Annotated in this window: 18 protein-coding genes; 12 read left to right on the top strand and 6 right to left on the bottom strand. The window is 40.8% G+C overall.

Features of this window, described 5'->3' with window-relative positions; translation table 11 throughout:
- Positions 1-87 precede the first annotated feature (87 nt).
- The 12 genes from SporoP17a_RS09040 to SporoP17a_RS08985 all read left to right on the top strand — a co-directional run bounded on the left by SporoP17a_RS09040 (position 88) and on the right by SporoP17a_RS08985 (position 12,160).
- Complete coding sequence (locus tag SporoP17a_RS09040; protein ID WP_420542204.1) at positions 88-1,215, top strand: YibE/F family protein; 1,128 nt, start codon at positions 88-90, stop codon at positions 1,213-1,215.
- On the top strand, positions 1,212-2,000 hold the full coding sequence (locus tag SporoP17a_RS09035) for a YibE/F family protein (RefSeq protein ID WP_083034351.1): 789 nt from the start codon (positions 1,212-1,214) through the stop codon (positions 1,998-2,000). Before SporoP17a_RS09040 ends, SporoP17a_RS09035 begins: the two co-directional genes overlap by 4 nt.
- A gap of 236 nt (positions 2,001-2,236) precedes the next feature.
- Positions 2,237-3,271: a DctP family TRAP transporter solute-binding subunit gene (locus SporoP17a_RS09030; protein WP_083034350.1), complete on the top strand. Its 1,035-nt coding sequence runs from the start codon at positions 2,237-2,239 to the stop codon at positions 3,269-3,271.
- A gap of 18 nt (positions 3,272-3,289) precedes the next feature.
- On the top strand, positions 3,290-3,775 hold the full coding sequence (locus tag SporoP17a_RS09025) for a TRAP transporter small permease (protein WP_083034349.1): 486 nt from the start codon (positions 3,290-3,292) through the stop codon (positions 3,773-3,775).
- Entirely contained in the window at positions 3,772-5,094 is a 1,323-nt protein-coding gene (locus tag SporoP17a_RS09020; RefSeq protein ID WP_083034348.1) for a TRAP transporter large permease, read from the top strand. The genes SporoP17a_RS09025 and SporoP17a_RS09020 overlap by 4 nt, the downstream gene beginning before the upstream one ends.
- Before the next feature lie 16 nt (positions 5,095-5,110).
- Positions 5,111-5,812 (top strand): SDR family NAD(P)-dependent oxidoreductase, encoded by a 702-nt coding sequence (locus SporoP17a_RS09015; protein ID WP_167693406.1) that lies wholly within the window; start codon positions 5,111-5,113, stop codon positions 5,810-5,812.
- Positions 5,796-6,272, top strand: coding sequence for a PPC domain-containing DNA-binding protein (locus SporoP17a_RS09010; protein WP_083034346.1), 477 nt, complete (start codon positions 5,796-5,798; stop codon positions 6,270-6,272). The genes SporoP17a_RS09015 and SporoP17a_RS09010 overlap by 17 nt, the downstream gene beginning before the upstream one ends.
- A 2-nt stretch (positions 6,273-6,274) precedes the next feature.
- Positions 6,275-7,756: a class I adenylate-forming enzyme family protein gene (locus tag SporoP17a_RS09005; RefSeq protein ID WP_083034345.1), complete on the top strand. Its 1,482-nt coding sequence runs from the start codon at positions 6,275-6,277 to the stop codon at positions 7,754-7,756.
- A complete protein-coding gene (locus tag SporoP17a_RS09000; protein WP_083034344.1) occupies positions 7,753-8,886 on the top strand; it encodes a thiolase C-terminal domain-containing protein in 1,134 nt (377 codons plus the stop codon). The genes SporoP17a_RS09005 and SporoP17a_RS09000 overlap by 4 nt, the downstream gene beginning before the upstream one ends.
- Positions 8,887-8,890: 4 nt before the next feature.
- Entirely contained in the window at positions 8,891-9,196 is a 306-nt protein-coding gene (locus SporoP17a_RS08995; protein WP_083034343.1) for a Zn-ribbon domain-containing OB-fold protein, read from the top strand.
- Positions 9,197-9,398: 202 nt separating this feature from the next.
- The gene (locus SporoP17a_RS08990) at positions 9,399-10,352 is read left to right on the top strand and encodes a bile acid:sodium symporter family protein (protein WP_083034342.1); all 954 of its coding nucleotides are present in this window, start codon (positions 9,399-9,401) and stop codon (positions 10,350-10,352) included.
- Between the two features lie 269 nt (positions 10,353-10,621).
- Positions 10,622-12,160 carry a serine hydrolase domain-containing protein gene (locus SporoP17a_RS08985; RefSeq protein WP_083034341.1) on the top strand — a complete coding sequence of 513 codons (1,539 nt, stop codon included), beginning with the start codon at positions 10,622-10,624 and terminating at the stop codon, positions 12,158-12,160.
- A gap of 671 nt (positions 12,161-12,831) precedes the next feature.
- Here the strand turns inward: SporoP17a_RS08985 and guaC are convergent.
- From guaC to SporoP17a_RS08950, 6 genes are all read right to left on the bottom strand, one after another.
- Positions 12,832-13,815 (bottom strand): GMP reductase, encoded by a 984-nt coding sequence (guaC, locus tag SporoP17a_RS08975; protein ID WP_083034339.1) that lies wholly within the window; start codon positions 13,813-13,815, stop codon positions 12,832-12,834.
- A 95-nt stretch (positions 13,816-13,910) separates the two neighbouring features.
- On the bottom strand, positions 13,911-14,675 hold the full coding sequence (locus SporoP17a_RS08970) for an ABC transporter permease (RefSeq protein ID WP_083034338.1): 765 nt from the start codon (positions 14,673-14,675) through the stop codon (positions 13,911-13,913).
- Complete coding sequence (locus SporoP17a_RS08965; protein WP_156890550.1) at positions 14,672-15,568, bottom strand: ABC transporter ATP-binding protein; 897 nt, start codon at positions 15,566-15,568, stop codon at positions 14,672-14,674. Before SporoP17a_RS08965 ends, SporoP17a_RS08970 begins: the two co-directional genes overlap by 4 nt.
- On the bottom strand, positions 15,552-15,779 hold the full coding sequence (locus tag SporoP17a_RS08960; protein ID WP_099638368.1) for a PLDc N-terminal domain-containing protein: 228 nt from the start codon (positions 15,777-15,779) through the stop codon (positions 15,552-15,554). The genes SporoP17a_RS08965 and SporoP17a_RS08960 overlap by 17 nt, the downstream gene beginning before the upstream one ends.
- Positions 15,776-16,876 (bottom strand): helix-turn-helix domain-containing protein, encoded by a 1,101-nt coding sequence (locus SporoP17a_RS08955; protein ID WP_083034337.1) that lies wholly within the window; start codon positions 16,874-16,876, stop codon positions 15,776-15,778. The genes SporoP17a_RS08960 and SporoP17a_RS08955 overlap by 4 nt, the downstream gene beginning before the upstream one ends.
- A 149-nt stretch (positions 16,877-17,025) precedes the next feature.
- Positions 17,026-17,622, bottom strand: coding sequence for a GNAT family N-acetyltransferase (locus tag SporoP17a_RS08950; protein WP_083034336.1), 597 nt, complete (start codon positions 17,620-17,622; stop codon positions 17,026-17,028).
- Positions 17,623-18,113 lie beyond the last annotated feature (491 nt).

Genomic DNA, 18,113 nt, shown 5'->3' with positions numbered 1-18,113 from the left:
TGGATTGGGCAACAGGTTATTTTTTTCAGTTTTATGTCTTATTCATGGTAGGATTAATCTGTGTCTCATCCCAAGGGTGTCAGGAGGATTGTTTTGAACAGAATCAGAAACATTACAACATGGCAGTGGATCTTGTTTTTGATCGTAGCAATATGCTGTCTCGGTTCCATTGCCTTTGTCCATCAAAATCATTCATTTTATGACCGACCGATCGCTAAGGTGATCGATACAACAATAAAGGAAGAAACTAGCGTAACCGATATGCATGGCAATGAAGATACGCTATTTGTCCAGCAGATCGTAGCTAGGATTATGAATGGAGAAGAAAAAGGTCGAGATGTCCAGTTGGTCAATGAGTATTCCTCTTCCGGTGCGTACGATCAGCAGTACCATATAGGAAATGAAGTATTTGTTTCTATTGATTCCAAAGTTGGAGAACAAGTAGCAGGTAGTATTACAGACGTAAAACGTGATAAATACGTACTAGTCGTTGCGTGGATATTCGTCTTTACACTACTAATTGTCGGGCATAAGCAAGGGCTATTAGCGATAGTAGGTTTTGTGTTGAATGTCTTGGTACTTTCATTCGCTTTAGATATTTATGTGAAATATTACGAGGTCAGTTTACTTGTAGTTTGCGGAATTTGTATCCTGTTATTCACAACCATTTCGCTCCTGCTAGTTAGTGGCCGCACTGAAAAAACGTATGCGGCAATTGTAGCTACGCTTGTCGCAACAGTCATATCTCTTTCCATTACGTCTCTGGTCATATGGATTACTTCGGGGAATGGGCTGCGTTACGAGGAAATGCAGTTTTTGACGCGTCCTTATCATACCATCTTTATGGCAGGGCTATTTATCGGATCGCTCGGCGCAATCATGGATGTGGCCATCACGATGTCGTCTTCGATGTTTGCATTATATGAAAGAGATCGCACGATATCTGTTAAAGCGCTGAGAGCATCTGGCCTAGATATTGGCAAAGACATTATGGGGACTATTACAAGCATTCTATTTTTTGCTTACATCAGTGGATCCATCCCTATGTTGATCCTTTATTTGAAAAATGCTTCTCCCGTAGGCTTTGCGCTTTCAATGAATTTGTCGTTGGAATTAGCACGTGCGTTAGCTGGTGGAATTGGAATCGTTTTGACAATCCCCATTGGACTTTATACAGCGATCTTCTTCATTGAACGAAAGAGGGCGAGAATATGAATGTACTTGTATGGCTCGCGGTTATTTTACTCGTATTGATGATCTGGGTTGGTGGAAAAAGTGGAGCGAGATCATTTGTTTCTCTATTTTTTAACTTTGGCGTCGTCTTCTTTACGATGTTTTTTATGTTGGATGCAAATGCCAATCCTATTCTAATTACATTTATCGCCTGTATCGTTATTGGATGCATCAGCTTGTTTTATATTAATGAAGTGAACAGTAAAACCGTACTCGCATTTATCGCAACAATGATTACCATCAGTTTATTGTTGTTTTTCATTGTGTTAGTATCCCAAAATCTCATGATTCAAGGATTTGGGGAAGAGGAAGAAGAGGCAATCGCAGGTTTGTCTCTCTATATTGGTGTAGACTTTGTAAAAATAGGTGCTTCCGTCATTATCATGAGTACGATTGGGGCGATCATGGACGTCGCTATATCGATCGCTACGACCATGCATGAAGTATTTAAGCATACGCCTGGCTTAAGTAAGAAGGAATTGTTCAAGTCAGGTGTCAGCATTGGGCGGGATATTTTAGGAACCGATACGAATACCTTATTCTTCGCATTCTTTGGAGGGTATTTGGCGTTGCTCATTTGGTTCAAGGATTTGCACTACTCTATTGGAGATATTGTCAATTCAAAAATATTCAGTTCAGAAATGATTTTGATACTTTGCGCAGGACTTGGCATAGCGCTAGTTATACCGATTGCTTCTTGGATTAATGCATATTACTTAGTAAGAGCTAGAGAAAAGTTAAATAGAGTACAAAAAGAGGAGCGATGAATTGCTCCTCTTTTTGCTTTATGTAATGTGAAAAGGACGTTTTACAGTGGAAACTAGACATTGACACAAAAAACAGAGAAGTTTCTCTAGATATTATTGTACTATATTCTATATGAATTAAATTATTAGACTATTAGAATTATATACACTAATCAAAAGTTAAGAATAGATAATTTATTATCATTTGTATACTCAGTATCAGTATGACTTTTGAAAGAAAACGGGGGGAATAAGAAATGAAAATGAAGAAAAAAAGTGTATTAGGGGCAATTGGTTTATCTGCCATGCTATTGTTGGCAGCTTGCTCGTCAGACAAAGAAGAAACAACAGATAGTTCTGGCGAGTCAGAAGGAAAATCATATGATCTGAAAATGTCTGTCACGGTGAATGACTCATCAACTTGGTACCAGGCGGCAGACAAGTTAGCACAGGACTTAAAAGAACAAACGGATGGCCGGATCAATATTGAAGTATTCCCGAATGAACAACTATCAAATGGTGACCAAGGAAAAGGTGTCGAGCTTCTGACAAAAGGTCAGACCGACTTGAGTCTTCACTCGACAATCATCTATTCTATTTTGGATGATCGCTTCGGGGTAGCGAGTGCGCCATTCCTATTCAAAGACAAAGACGGCGTAGACAAAGTGTTTGATGGTGCGGGTGGAGAAGCGCTCGCAGAAATTCTTAACGAAAAGAACGTAGAATTGCTCGGATTTGGAGAGAATGGTTTCCGCCAGATTACGAACAGCAAAAAAGAAATCAAATCGCCAGCAGATATGCAAGGTTTGAAAATACGTATTCCTGGCATCACGATGTATACAGACTTGTATCGTGCACTAGGTGCGGACCCAACAACAATGGCATTCTCTGAAGTTTTCACATCTCTTCAGCAAGGTACGATTGACGGTCAAGAAAACCCCATTGATGTTATTCACTCTTCTAAGTTGAATGAAGTACAAGACTACTTAACGACATGGAACTATTCCTATGACCCACTCGTATTGGGCATCAATAAAAAGTTGTTTGATTCCATGAGTGCAGAAGATCAGGAGCTTGTGAAGAAGCTAGGTAAAGAAGCAGCAGAGTATCAAGTGGAAATGGCGCGTGAAAAGGAAGAGAAACAAATCGGTGAATTGAAGGATGCGGGGATGCAGTTCTACGCACCAACAGAAGAGGAATTAGCAGAGTTTACAGAGGCGGTACAACCGGTTTATGAAAAGTATGAAGATATTTGGGGCAAGGATCTATTAGACAAGTTCCAAGACCAATAAGAACTGGAGGGTGGATGTATGGGAAAGATATTCAATAGAGTAGAAGAATGGATTGTCGTCATTGTACTGTCCATCATGTCCACCATTGCATTCGTTAATGTGCTATCCAGAGGATTTGCCAATTATTCATTTTCTTTCACTGAAGAAATTACAGTCAATTTGTTTGTCATGTTAACATTTGTTGGAACAGCCATTGGTGTGCGTGAATACGCACACCTTGGCTTTACGCTGATTTATGACAAGGGTAACCTGTTGCTGAAGAATGTAATTACGATTTTGGTTGGATTGATGATGATGTTATTGTTTTTTATTCTCTTATATTTCGGTTTGAAGATGGTGCAATATCAGATGGACATGGGACAGAAGACACCTTCTCTTGGTTGGCCGCAATGGTGGTTTTCGATGTCGATGCCTATCGGTGCGTTGTTTTGTTTAGTTCGCTCTATTCAAGTAACAATTGTTGAGTTTCGACAGCAAAACGGGAAGGGAGAACAGCCGATATGACAGCAATTATTTTATTCAGCGTGTTTTTTATTTTAGTCATGCTGCGAATGCCAATTGCTGTGGCCTTAGCGATCTCTTCTATTGTGGTGTTATTTACAGGTAGTGGATTGTTTGGTTTGGAATTGGTTGCAGATATCATGTACACAAGTGTAGCGAAATTTACATTGCTTGCGATCCCATTTTTCATTTTGGCAGGAGTTATTATGGAGCATGCCGGAATTTCAAAAAGACTGATTGATTTTGCGCAGGCGTTAGTGGGGCACCGTAAAGGCGGCATTATTTTTGTCACTGTTATGACAGCGATTTTCTTTGCGGCAATTTCAGGGTCAGGTCCTGCAACGGTTGCAGCGATCGGTGGTATTTTAATTCCAGGTATGGTGAAGAGCGGTTACAAGACGGAAACAGCGGCTGGTTTGGTGGCCAGTTCCGGGGCAATCGGTATAATCATTCCACCTAGTATTGCGTTCATCGTCTTTGCTGTCGTGGCGGGCGATCAGATCCCGGTATCCATTGGACGTATGTTCATGGCAGGAGTCATTCCTGGATTGCTATTAGGCGCTGGATTTATTTTAGCGGCTATGTTCGTTAGGCACCGCCAGGGAAAACGTGAAGGATTGACATCGCAACAGTACATAGTGGAACCAGCAACAAGTGCAGAACGTTTCAAAGCCTTCGGAAATGCAATCTGGGGCTTATTAATTCCAGTCATTATTTTAGGTGGTATTTATGGTGGATACTTCACACCGACTGAAGCAGCAGTAGTGGCGGTATTTTATAGTCTGTTTATCGGGTTTTTCATTTACCGTGAACTGACACTGAAAAAGCTATATGATATCTTAGTTGCGGCAGGTATACAGACGGCAGTCGTTATGTTTATCGTCAGTGCGGCAAGTGTCTACGCATATATCATCACAACCGAGCAAATTGCTGCGCAGATTTCAGACGTGATGTTAAGTATTTCAGATAATAAAATTATTATCTTATTGCTCATCAATGTCATTCTATTAGTTGCCGGTATGTTTATCGATGCAATTTCTGCCTACTATATTTTCATTCCAATTTTATTGCCAATAGTGCTATTGTTCGACGTTGATCCGACAGTATTCGGTGTTTTCATGACAGTCAACTTAGCGATTGGACTTTTCACTCCACCTGTGGGACTCAACTTATTCGTAGCTGCGGGCATATCGAATACTTCAATTGGACAAATATCGAAAGGGGTTTTGCCTTTCGTTGTCTCCTCCATCATTATCTTATTACTTATTACGTTTATTCCGCAGATCTCTACATTTTTACCAGACTTACTAAATATCAAGTAGATGGAGGGGGTTGCTTATGAAACTGAAAGGACAGACGGCGATCGTTACAGGGGCTGCCAACGGTATTGGTGCCCAGACGGCCCTCCTTCTTTCACAACAAGGAGCCAATGTCGTGCTGATAGATTCAACGAGCTGTGCAGGGACGTTGCAAGCCATTCAATCATTCAGAGGCAAAGGGGTTTATTTAGAATGCCTGGGTGAAATTCGTGATAAGGAATTTGTGAACGCAGCTATCGCTAGAGCGTCGGATATGTTTGGGGAATTACATATTTTAGTAAACAATATGTGCATATGTAGTATCCACAATGAAACTCCGCCATCTATTGATCAATGGGAACTCGAAGCAGATGTGAATGTGCAAGCAACTTCTCTATTTATTCAAGGAGTATCACCGTACATGGTGGAGCAGAAATATGGTCGTATCATCAACATTAGTTCGGTTTCTAGTTGCGGCAAAGAACGAACGTTTACCACTTCCAAAGATGCAGTGAGTAAACTGACAAAGCAGACCGCGAAGGAACTTCATGAATATGGGGTCACATGTAATTCAGTTGCACCCGTAGCTATGGCAAATTTAGACGAGGTGACAATCCATCAAACAGGCACAGCGGCTAGTATCGCAGAAGCTGTTCTGTACTTTGCCTCATCTAGATCTAGCTATACGACAGGACAAATACTGAAAGTGGATGGAGGGTTTTGTATTGAATCACTCAATTGAAGCGGTATACGACGAGAAAACAAATCGAATCATCGGTCGTTTGAAGAAAGATACCGATCTATTTGAAGGGATTCTCGAAGTGTGTAGGCAATATCATGTGGAAGCGGCCCAATTTCAATGTATAGGCTCTCTTGCGTATGCGACCATTGTCCAACCACAGCAAAACCCAGATAAAAGCCTACAATATTCCGAGCGGCTTGTTACAAATACTCCCGTCGAATTGCTTTCAGGTTCAGGATTTGTCGGACACGATGAACAAGGGCAGTTGGATATCCACTTCCATGGTCTATATGTAGACTGTGATAAACAAATGAATGGCGGGCACTTCCTTAGAGGAGAAAATCCTGTAGCGATTACAGTGGAATTCATTATATTCCCGGTTTCCAACACACATGTTCATAGAAAGCCAGATGAATATTCAGGTATCCCCTTATTTCATTTTACCAAAAGGAGTGAGTAACGTTGGAGACAATCGGTAAACTAGCAATGAAATCAGCTGCAGCGTATCCAAATAAAATTGCGGTGAAAGATGAAAGACGCTCCATTACATTTCATGAACTGATACAACGGGCACTTGCGCTGACAGCGTATTTTAAGAAAGTCGGACTTCAAAAAGGCGACCGCTTCGCCGTTCTATCGTCTAACCGCCTCGAACATATTGAGCTTGATGTAGCGGCAGCAATTTCAGGTATCATCAAAGTACCGTTAAATTATCGACTTCATCCGAAAGAGCATGAATATATGCTGAACGATGCAGATGTTCAGTTGATCATTGGGGAATTAGAATTAATCGAACCGATCAATACGGCAATTCAATCGCTAATGATCGGTGAGCAGTATGAACAAATGATTGAACAAAATATGGGTGCTACATGTACAACGGAAATTGAGGAAGAAGATATATTCGCGATTATGTATACATCCGGTACGACGGGAAATCCGAAAGGCGTGATGCTAAGTCATCGCAACATCATTTCAGGTGCTTTATCACTATCGCTTGCTTGTGAGACAGATTATGACGATGTGATAGGACATGTCGCACCATTGACACACGGTAGTAACTTTCTGTCGCATGTAGCGTGGCTGTATGGATTAACACAAGTTGTATTCAATAAGTTTGAGCCCGAAGAATTCGTTCATAATTTAACGCAAGAAAAAGTCAGCGTCATTTTCCTAGTACCTACTATGGTTAACTTAATGATTCAGCATCCCAAATTTGATCCAAAGAATTTGTCTACAATCAAGACGATTAATATGGCCGGTTCTTCAATTGCTGCAAGTAAGCTCGAGCAAGCGCTTGCTCTGACAGGGCCGATATTTGCGCAGACATTTGGTCAAGTGGAGGCACCGATGTGTATCACGATGATGCCAAAACGCGAACTTGGCGATCATCTAGAATCCTGTGGACGTGTGGGACTTTTTGTCGATGTGAAGATTGTCGATACACAAGGAGCCGAACTACCACCAGGCGAAGTGGGCGAAATTGTTTGTAAAGGCTCTCTTGTTATGAAAGGTTATTGGAATAATGAGCAGGCGACAAATGAAACACTACGTGATGGCTGGTTACAAACAGGTGATCTCGGTTGGAAAAGTAATACGGGCTATGTGCATATCGTGGACCGCAAAAAAGACGTTATCATTTCAGGGGGCGTCAATATTTATCCGAGGGAAGTGGAAGAAGTCCTCAATAAGCATGAGGGAGTAAAAGAGACATGTGTCATCGGTGTACCTGACGAGAAGTGGGGCGAAAACGTCATTGCGTATGTCGTTCCGAATGGGATTAAGCCTGTCATGAAAGATGAATTACTTCAATTATGTCTAGACCATATGGCGAGCTTCAAAAAACCGAAAGAGATTTTTATCGTGGATGAACTACCGAAAAGCTCATACGGTAAAATCTTAAAACGAGAATTACGCAATCAGCATGTGGAGGTGCAATCTTGACAAATGTCTATATTGAAGGAATTGGCATGACGAAGTTCGGGAAATTTGTCGACAAGTCCATGAAGCAGTTGTTAGTTGAAGCATCGATAGAAGCACTTGAAGATGCGGGAAATCCGAAAGTTGACGCGGTGTTTGTCGGAAACTTTATGGGTGGCTCGATCGGTAATCAAGAAATTCTTGGCGCCTTAGTGGCCAATGAACTCGGACTCGGCTATATCCCGACGGCGAAAGTAGAAGGCGCCTGTGCATCAGGAGGAATCGCACTACGTCAAGGGATCATGGGGATTCTAAGTGGCGAATACGACACCGTCTTAATAGCGGGAGTAGAGAAAATGAAACATGCTTCGACTGCTGACGTTACACAGGCGATTAATGCTGCAATGGATAATGACTCCAATGAAAAGCAGGCAGGCCTGACGTTCCCTGGCTTTTTCGGTGTACTCGCGAATCGTTACTTCTATGAAACGGACGCTACGAAAGAGCATCTGGCAATGATTGCGTTGAAGAATCGTGAAAATGCTTTACATAATCCTTTGGCACAATTCCAGAAGCCAACGACGATAGCTGAGATTATGGAGGCACGTATTATTACTTCGCCACTCGGCTTATTTGATTGCTCTCCGACAACGGATGGGGCGGCAGCATTGGTCATTACACGTAAAAAAGGTGCTATTCATATCCGTTCGTCTGCACAAAGTTCAGGGCCTACACAAATGCAAGACGCGGACGATGTACTTTCATTGCCCGCGGTACGAGAATCAGGCCGCTTGGCATATGAGAGAGCTGGCGTCGGTCCGGAAGATATCGACGTCGTGGAAATTCATGACTGTTTCTCCATGACGGAAATGCTTGCGATTGAAGAATTAGGCTTTTTTAATAAACGAGAAGGCTGGCTAGCGGTGGAGCAAGGTCGAACGAAAGCGACAGGCGATAAACCAGTAAACACGAGCGGAGGATTATTATCACGCGGTCACCCAATCGGTGCAACCGGTGTCGCACAACTATATCAGCTCGTCCAACAACTGCGCGGCATAGCCCCGAATCAAGTAGAACATGCCCGACTTGCTTTGGCGCAAAACTTGGGTGGAACAGGTTCATACTCCACTGTTCATATTCTAGAAAGGTTGTGAAGAGATGAAAGTCTATCAATGCGATCAGTGTGAATATGCCAGTGTTTCGAATAAATACCGTTGTCCAAGTTGCGGAACAGGCAAGCTGCAAGAACAAGACGTTTCTTCGAGAGGCACAGTCTATAGTTACACGGACATCCATATCGCACCTGCTGAATTTGCTCATCTTACTCCTTACACAGTGGCACTCATTCAGTTGGATGAATCCAAAGCGAAGGTGACGGCAAGAACGAATGGAAACGTCGAGATTGGCGACGTGGCAGAATTAGATCATATAGAAGATGGAGCGTATATCTATCGAAAATGCTGAATGAGAAGCGATGTTTTATAGTGAGCGCTCAAAGATTTGTGGAAAGCGCTCATAGTTGCGTCGCGAGTGCTCTATCGAATGCTTTAACCGCTCAAACATGTCCGAAGACTGATCATAGTACTTTGATTAGCGCTCATAGCGACGGACTACCCGCTCATAATCAAAATACACAGACGGACTTCCTCGCAAGGAGGAGAAAAACATGAAAACTATACAAACCCTATCCAAAATCATTTCAAAGTATTTACCACTTTGGATCGTACTCTTATCCATCATCGCCTATATCATTCCGGATGCGTTCATTTCAATCCGGCAATTGACTGGCTTTGGATTAGGGACGATCTTCTTTCTGATGGGCTTATCGCTTTCGTCGGAGAAACTATTCGAGGTCATTAAAAATCCGAAATACGCTTTACTAGGCGTCTTGCTGAAATGGACGGTCATGGTTGGGGTATCAATAGGGATCGCCTATTTATTTTTCGGCAATCAAGCAGAAATCGCAACCGGTATTATTTTGGCGGGTACGGTACCAAGCGGGACATCGGCCAACATATACACATTCATTGCAGGAGGAGAAGTGGCGCTCAGTATTACGATGGCGACACTCGATACATTTATTTCACCTGTGTTGACACCCGTTTTATTACAGACATTAGCGGGGCGCTTTATTCCTATTGAGTTTTGGCCTTTATTTCTTAATATTATTTATATCGTGTTCTTCCCTTTGATTGGCGGTTTGCTGATCCAGTGGAAGTTTCAGCGGCAAGTGGAGAAGTTCAAACCATATACCGGAGTCTTGTCTCAGCTCGCTCTATTTCTAGTCATCCTATCGGTCATCTCCAATGCCCAGCAAGCACTGTCTGAGAACTTGTCCGTGCTACCGCTTGTATTTGTAGCCGTCACATTACAAGTCAGCATACCAATGGGTGCTGGCTACTTCATCTCCAGGTGGCTAGGCGTGCCTGAGCGCAACGCCCGCGCAATTTTATTCCATACAGGTATTTGCAACACTGCTCTCGCCGCAACACTTGCGATGGAACACTTCGGATCACTCGCAGCCGTACCAGCCGTTGCCAATATGGTAATGAACTTAACGATAGGGGCCTTAATGGCGAGTTTATTCGAAAACAAATTTCGACTTGCTGCGGAAGAATAACGGCTAATAATATAGTATTCAAGATACATTTTATGAAGCGTACTACTATTGGAAATATATTAGTGACAAGACGGAAGGATATTTGAAGTATTTTATTAGGAAACTGACGTGTTAGTTGAATTTGCATAATGGGGAATAAGAGAAGATTAGATAGACAGGCACCTTGACCCACTCTTGATATGGAGTAGCGGTTCGTGGTGCCTGTTCTTATGTACCTGATATATTTTGTGGAGAGTAAACATATTACAGATAGTATGGGAGGAGAATAGATGAAAGGTGTAATGCTAAAAATACTATTATTGTTAACTGCAGTAACAATGCTAATGATTCCTATAGTGGGAAATGGAGTAATAAAGGCGCGAGAAATAAATGATGTAACAGAGACGGAAGAAAAGCAAATAGAAAAAGTCGTAATGGAAAAAATGAGGAAGGGGAAGATCCCGGGACTATACATAACGATAGTGAAAGATGATAAAACGGTTTATCAAAAAGGGTTTGGATTTTCAAATCTAAAGGAAGAAAGACCAGTTACTTCCCAGTCTTTATTTGAATTAGCCTCTACTAGTAAAGCATTTACTGCATTAGCCATTTTAAATCTAGTAGAAAGTGGGCAAATAGAACTTAACGATAATGTAACGACGTATATACCCTGGCTAAAAGTATTGTATAAAGGAAAAGAAATGCCGATCACGATTGAGCAAACATTACATCAAACAACTGGAATCCCCGCCTCTACTATAAATATGATTCCCATTTCTAATGAAGATCGTGCACTGGAAGAAACAGTGAGAACCTTAAATGGAATAGAGTTAGATAGTGAACCAGGTAAAATGTTTCAATATGCAACAATAAATTACGATATCCTAGGATTAATTATTGAACAGGTAACAGGTGGGACATATGAATACTATATGAAGGAAAACATTTTAAAACCAATGGAATTAAATAATACGTACCTATTCCTAAATGAAGAAATAAACAATCAAATGACTACTGGATATAAGATAGGGTTTTTAAAACCACGACGATATGAAGCGCCGATATATAGGGGAAACAAACCAGCAGGATATATTATATCGAGTGGGAAGGATATGGCAAAGTGGCTTAAAATTCAAATGGGTACGATGAATGAAATGGATTTTGATAAAGAAATTATTAAAAAGTCTCATATAGCTGAACGTGCTGTTGATATAGTAGGTAATGAAGTTTTCTATGCTGGCGGCTGGTTCCTTGAACCAAATGAACAGGTCACTCATGATGGAATGAATCCGAACTATTCAACCTATGTAACATTCAATAACAAAGAAAAAATTGGAGTGGCTGTATTAGGCAATTTAAGTTCAAATCAAGTACAAAATATAGGGGTAGAAATTAAAGAAATACTACAAGGGAATATTGTTAGCAGTGACAAAGAAGACTCAAACCAATACCTAGACCAGTTGGCGCTTAGTACCATACTTGTACTAAGCATCTTAATCCTAGTTGCTTTAATCTTGATCATAAAAGTTTTACTAAAGGTGTACAGAAAACAGTTACACGTTAAACGTAATGGGATAAAGAGCCTTATTAAACTGACTGTGTCTTTATTATGTGTGTTGGGTTTAAGTTTAATTATCTATTTAATACCAAGTATTTTGCTAAATGGTTACTCATGGGAAGCGGTATTCATTTGGAGCCCTCAAAGTGTTCAAGTGGCATTGTATATGATCTATAGTATTATTTGGCTTATCTATATATTATTTATACTGAAAGTCTATTTTAAAGAAGTTAAGACTAGTCAACATGATAACAAAGTAGATGCAACATAAAATGTGCATGATTATAAAAGAAATATGTTATTTTAAATTCAGTTAACAGGTGAATGACGAAACGAATTTTGCAGTACTCACTTAGTTGACCGTAGCTGAAGCGAGAGGCTCTGGAAAGTTCGCCACACGCTCAAAAGCCACGCGTCCAGCTAGCAATCAACGGGTTCAAAATATTATATAAGTAATGAGCACGGTTCTGGTGAAATAGGGTTTTCACTTATGCAATCCATAAAACAGGTTGTTAAGTTAAAAGTTATCAGAAAGGAGCAAAGACAATGGATGTATGGTTTGTGATTAAAGAGCGTTATATGCTTCTTTCTATTATTCTGATCATACTATTAGTCAATTTGTTCTTATTTCTAGCCATTTGGAAAAACCGTTCTGACATACTCAAAAGCCAAACCCTAATCATAACGATAATTTGCACAGTCATACTGGTCTTATCACTATTCGCATTGGTATTTGCCGTATCATTTGGTTATAATTCATGAAATATTACGCCATAAGATGTGGTGGTAAAAGAGGAATTGCTCTTAGAATAGCTTATAGTAGCAAGACATGAACTTTGCCACTTAGATACATGCACAGACCTCAACGAACTCTATGTTGATTCACGAAAGCATTACAATAAAAAACCGGTTAGAGAACAGTCTCTAACCGGTTGAACTTCATTAAAACACTTTATCACCATTGAAGATCGAGTTCTTTACAATAACGTAATCGACATTGCGAATTGAACTGAGACTCTTGCCGCCTGAATAAGAAATAGCAGACTGAAGATCCTGTTCCATTTCAATCAATGTATCTTTCAATGGACCTTTATATTCCACGAACATTTTCTTACCTTCTACATTCTTCTTTTCTCCTTTTTGGAACTCAGAAGCCGAACCGAAGTATTCTTTATACAACTGACCATCTTGTTCCACAGTCTGTCCAGGAGATTCTTCGTGGCCGGCGAATAATGACCCGACCATGACCATACTCGCGCCAAAACGTACAGATTTTGCGATATCGCCATGTGTACGGATTCCACCGTCCGCAATGATTGGTTTGGAAGCGGCTTTCGCACATAAGCGAACAGCTGCAAGTTGCCAGCCACCCGTTCCGAATCCTGTTTTGATTTTCGTAATACAGACTTTACCTGGTCCGATCCCAACTTTTGTAGCGTCAGCGCCAGCGTTTTCAAGCTCACGGACAGCTTCAGGTGTGCCTACATTCCCCGCAATGACAAAGCTCATCGGCAAATGCTTTTTAATGTGTTGAATCATGCGGATCACTTGATTGGAATGACCGTGCGCAATATCAATCGTGATGAATTCAGGAACATGTGCGTCCATCGCGAGTTGCTCAACGAATCCATACTCTTCTTCTTTTACGCCAACACTTATTGAAGCAATCAAACCACGTGCATGCATATCTTTAATGAAGTCTACGCGTGTTTCAGGTTTGAAACGGTGCATAATATAGAAATAGCCTTCTTCTGCTAACTGAATTGCAATCTTTTCATCAATAATCGTCTGCATATTGGCAGGAACGACAGGTAAACGGAATGTATGACCACCTAACATAACGGATGTGTCACATTCTGAGCGGCTTTCTACTACACATTTTGCTGGAACTAGCTGAATATCTTCATAGTCAAATACGGTTTCCATTACAATCACCTCTATAAACGAATGTTTTCATATAAAGTCATCGGATTGTTCGTCCTTTTGTAATTTACATGATTTTTCATTCAATGTCAACGCTTTCAAAGTAGTTTTCTTTTGAAATGGGACATAGTCAGCAATACGACTAAAATTGCAGAAAACAAAGTGATAGTGTAAGGAATCCATACATCTGAAGGTGTTAGTTCACCGGTTACTAGTTGTGTCGTAGACCTCAGTAATTCAAGAGGATTCCAGTTGGCGGTCTTAGGAAATATAGCTACAATAAATAACGCAATTACGACTAATAATGTACTCAGTGTCCCACCGTAGGACGTGGCGAATAAGGTATTACCCCATAGTGTAACCGCAAGTAAAAGTATGCCGAACACATACAGGCAACTAGCTGCAAATAGTAAATGTTGCAGTTGACTTTGATCCCAATAATAAGCAGTGTAAGCATAGGTGATGGTGAATGACAGCGTGATGGCTAATGTCCAATAACAAAGAGCCATAAAGAATTTTGCTGTAATGACGGTGCTACGGCGTAATCCTTTCGTTAGCAAAATTATGAGCGTGCCTTTTTCCAGTTCTTTCGACATCATCGTACTAAATAGTAAAATAAACACGATCAATCCCATCTGTGGAACGTTTTTATAGAACTGTAGCCAAGAATCGAGTGCGGTAGGTTCGGGTAGGTTGACGAATGCACCTTCAGGCATGAATTGCTCGAATAACACGGGAGTGATCTTTGCTGTAAAGGGATTTAATATCCCGAGAATTGAGAAAATGACTAGGACAAGCAATAACTTATACGTCTTCACACTCTCCAACCATTCCTTCTTTAAAAATCCAAGCCACTGATTCATCCAAGCACCTCCAAGACGAGTTGCTCAAGCAAACGGGTTTGGGGTTGCATCGATTGTATAAGGATTTTCTGGGTAGTGAGTTCTTGCATGAACGCCAATCGAGTACTTTCATCCGATAAATTTACAATTAATTGTTCGCTGTCGATCTTCATTTCGAATGGAGTATGTCGCAATCGTTCGTGTACTTCTGCTACAGGGATCGTAAATGTGAAAATGAATAGTCCCGTAACTTGCTGTTTTACATTTGCTAGTTCATCTTGAAATATAATAGTCCCGTCATGTAACATCGCCACATGATCACAGATTTGTTCAGCGTCCGAAACGATATGTGTGGAGAAGAAAACCGTTGTTTCCTCTTTTGCCTTGTGTAAAATGGAAAGGATTTGTGCACGTCCAGCCGGATCTAAAGCAGAAGTAGGCTCATCACAAATCAACAATTTAGGACGATTTAGAAGCGCTTGTGCGATTCCAAGTCGCTGTTTCATTCCTCGAGAATACGTACTAATTAAGGAGCGGGTGCCAGCTAATCCGACCAATTCCAATAGTTCATGGATGCGTCCTTGTCGTTCTGTTTTCGTCATATTCGTAATGACTGCACATAACTCCAAATACTGCATTGCATTATAGAAAGGATAAAATTCTGGAACGTCGGGCAAGTATCCGACATATTGATTGGACTTTGTCTCGCCAAACTTTACGCGTTCACCTGCTATTGTAATGGATCCTGCATTAAGTGGTAATAACCCTAGCATACATTTCATCAGTGTTGTTTTGCCCGAACCGTTAGCACCTACAAATCCATAAACGGTATGCTCAGGAATGGTGAGATGTATATCTTTCAGTATTTCATGATCTCCGAAACGCTTCGTAACACCATTAATTTGCACGACCATTATAATCACCTCTTCCAAAAACGAAATAGATTAACGGCCCGATAAATTGTATTAACAACACGATCAATAACCACATCACTTGGTTGCCGAAGCGGTAGCGGGGATGGCGAATGACATGTATCGCTGAAAAGATCGCCAACCCCAGTTGTAAAATAATGAGCGGAATTAAAAATGGTAGATACTCTATAAATAAAGCCATGTCGTTGTTCATGAACGTGCCTCCAGTCCAAAGCGTAGCCGTTGCCGTAACTCTCGCATTTCATCGTCTTGTCTAAATGGCTCGAAGAAATCGGCATCCATCGATTCGATGATCGCTCGCTTAATGATCTCTGTATTGCGCAGTGCATTCGTACCTAAATCCAGTTGTTCTAACCAATCTTCCAGTAAATCGAAGTATTCGTCTCCGCGTAGAGAAAAGGGGAGTAAATCATGAACACATATATCCACATATTTAGTAAGATACGGGTAAAGTAGCTCACGGTTGACAGACAGAGCTGCACATTGTGCTACGCTAAAATAAAATTGCAGACACACATTCGGATGAAGAGTACGCAATGCGTATAACTCAATCAATCCATTCATCCGATGAATGGTTTCATTAAAAGTTTGTGGATTGGACGCGGATAGTCGTAAGTAGAGCGGGCTGCTACCGACAAGCTGAATGACGTTTTGATAGATCATGACTTGAACGACACGCATCGCTTCCTCTTGATCACCAAGTTGTTCATGTGCAGTGGCCAGCAAAATCTCGTCTCCAATACTAGGCTTAATCACTCCGTCCAATAACTCCAATGTGGTTTCGGGATTTGATTGCATGAGCGAAACCGTAGCCTGCAACGAGTTTGCTTGACGCAAGACCCATACATCTTCACTTACATTTCGAATGCGCTCCAACCAGCCATTAATTTTCTGTAATACAGAGGGGCTGTCACTACTCAACATATGATGATTGAGCAGTAATATACTCATCTGCAATAGGAATGCCGGTTCGTGATAGTACAATTTAACTTGCTCTTCTACGTCAATAAAAACCGATTCAAACGTTTCTTTACCAAAACGGGATGCGAATTCGTAATAGTGGTGTTGGATGGCTTCTTTAGAAAGCTGTCGTTCATAACCAAGCAATTCATCAACAGTCAATTCAAAATACGAAGCGATTTTCGGCAACAGTGTGATATCGGGATAGCTTAATCCTTTTTCCCATTTCGACACCGAAGCTTTCGATACTTGGCAATAAGATGCTAGTGTATCTTGGGTAATTTGAAGTCGTCTTCGTTGTTGTAGAATCACAGTGCCTATTTGCAACATATCCTCCCGCCTTTCTCTTTTATTCAGTGTAAGGTTAAATACTTGTTGATTCAATCAACTGTTAGGCGATTATTTAAAAGGGGAGTCAACTAACAAGATAGTATGTATTAGTACACAAAAAAGCCGGTCTATGAAAGACCGGCTTCTCATCACACGCTCACTGTTGTGAAAGGTTCTAAAATATTCTTTTTTGGTTTCGCTTGATACTGCAGAACTTTGTCAGTGGAATCGTATGAATCTCCATAGAAATCTTGGTCTTTGTAGGTGTGAATTTCTTCGTAGGTTGTTTTCATCGCGTTGAATACATCTTGTTCATCCGCTTGTGATGACTGCGGGGGTGCCCAATATAGAATTTCGAGGATAGTTTGTTCGCCAGTAGCTAGTGAACGACGGTTATAGCCGATTTTCTGTGCGTGCGTGAAGTTTTCACGTGCATAGAACTTCAGTCGTTTCTCAGTATCTGGTTCGGATTCGTCTACTGGTTCAACTTCCAGTAGGATCGGTTTTTTCTTGGTTTTCAACGAATCCAGCAGTTTTTTTCCTAACCCTTCGCCACGTGCAGCTGAAGATACGAAAAGATAGTCTACGAAAACGAAGTCCTCCGTTTCCACGTACATTAATACATGCTTTGGTCCTTCTTCCTTATAGTAGACATTGCCTTTGTCATTCAGTAATGTCTCCATATGTTCCTGTGACTTCATCTCTTCGATTGGAAAATACTCTTTCAATTTGTTGTACCAATGCATGTGTTAAATTCTCCTCCATAGGTAATGAATGTACCTGGAGCTTTTTGTTTGGGGATCAAACAATGTGAGGAAAAAAGAGGTCAGAAAAAAATCCTCATATTTAGTATACTCTTTTTCAGTAAAAAAGAAACCTTTTTAACAAAATAAATTTTACTTTTTTATTATAATAAAACAAAACCAATGCCTGGTAACTCTGTGGCATTGGTTTTATAAGTGCTTTAGCTACGGCGTTTCGTTGTTGTTTAAGCTCCTTTTTTCTTCTTTTCATTCATCACGGTTTTGACGACAGGATATAACACCATTCCCCATTTTACTAATTTTTTTATAACTCTTATCATATATGCTTCTTCCTTTCTAATTTGAAGTTGTTATAAATAACTTCCCCTTTTCCCTTGTTCATTAAACTTTTATTCAAGCGTTTTAGGAATGACAGTAGGGTGTTCGGTTTATGTCAATAGTTGATCATTCCTTATTATCTATACGGTTTGGCT

Origin of the sequence: Sporosarcina ureae (assembly GCF_002082015.1) — a bacterium.
GTDB lineage: Bacteria > Bacillota > Bacilli > Bacillales_A > Planococcaceae > Sporosarcina > Sporosarcina ureae_A.
The sequence above is the reverse complement of the archived record's forward strand: the minus strand, read 5'-3'. Positions and strand labels throughout refer to the sequence as shown.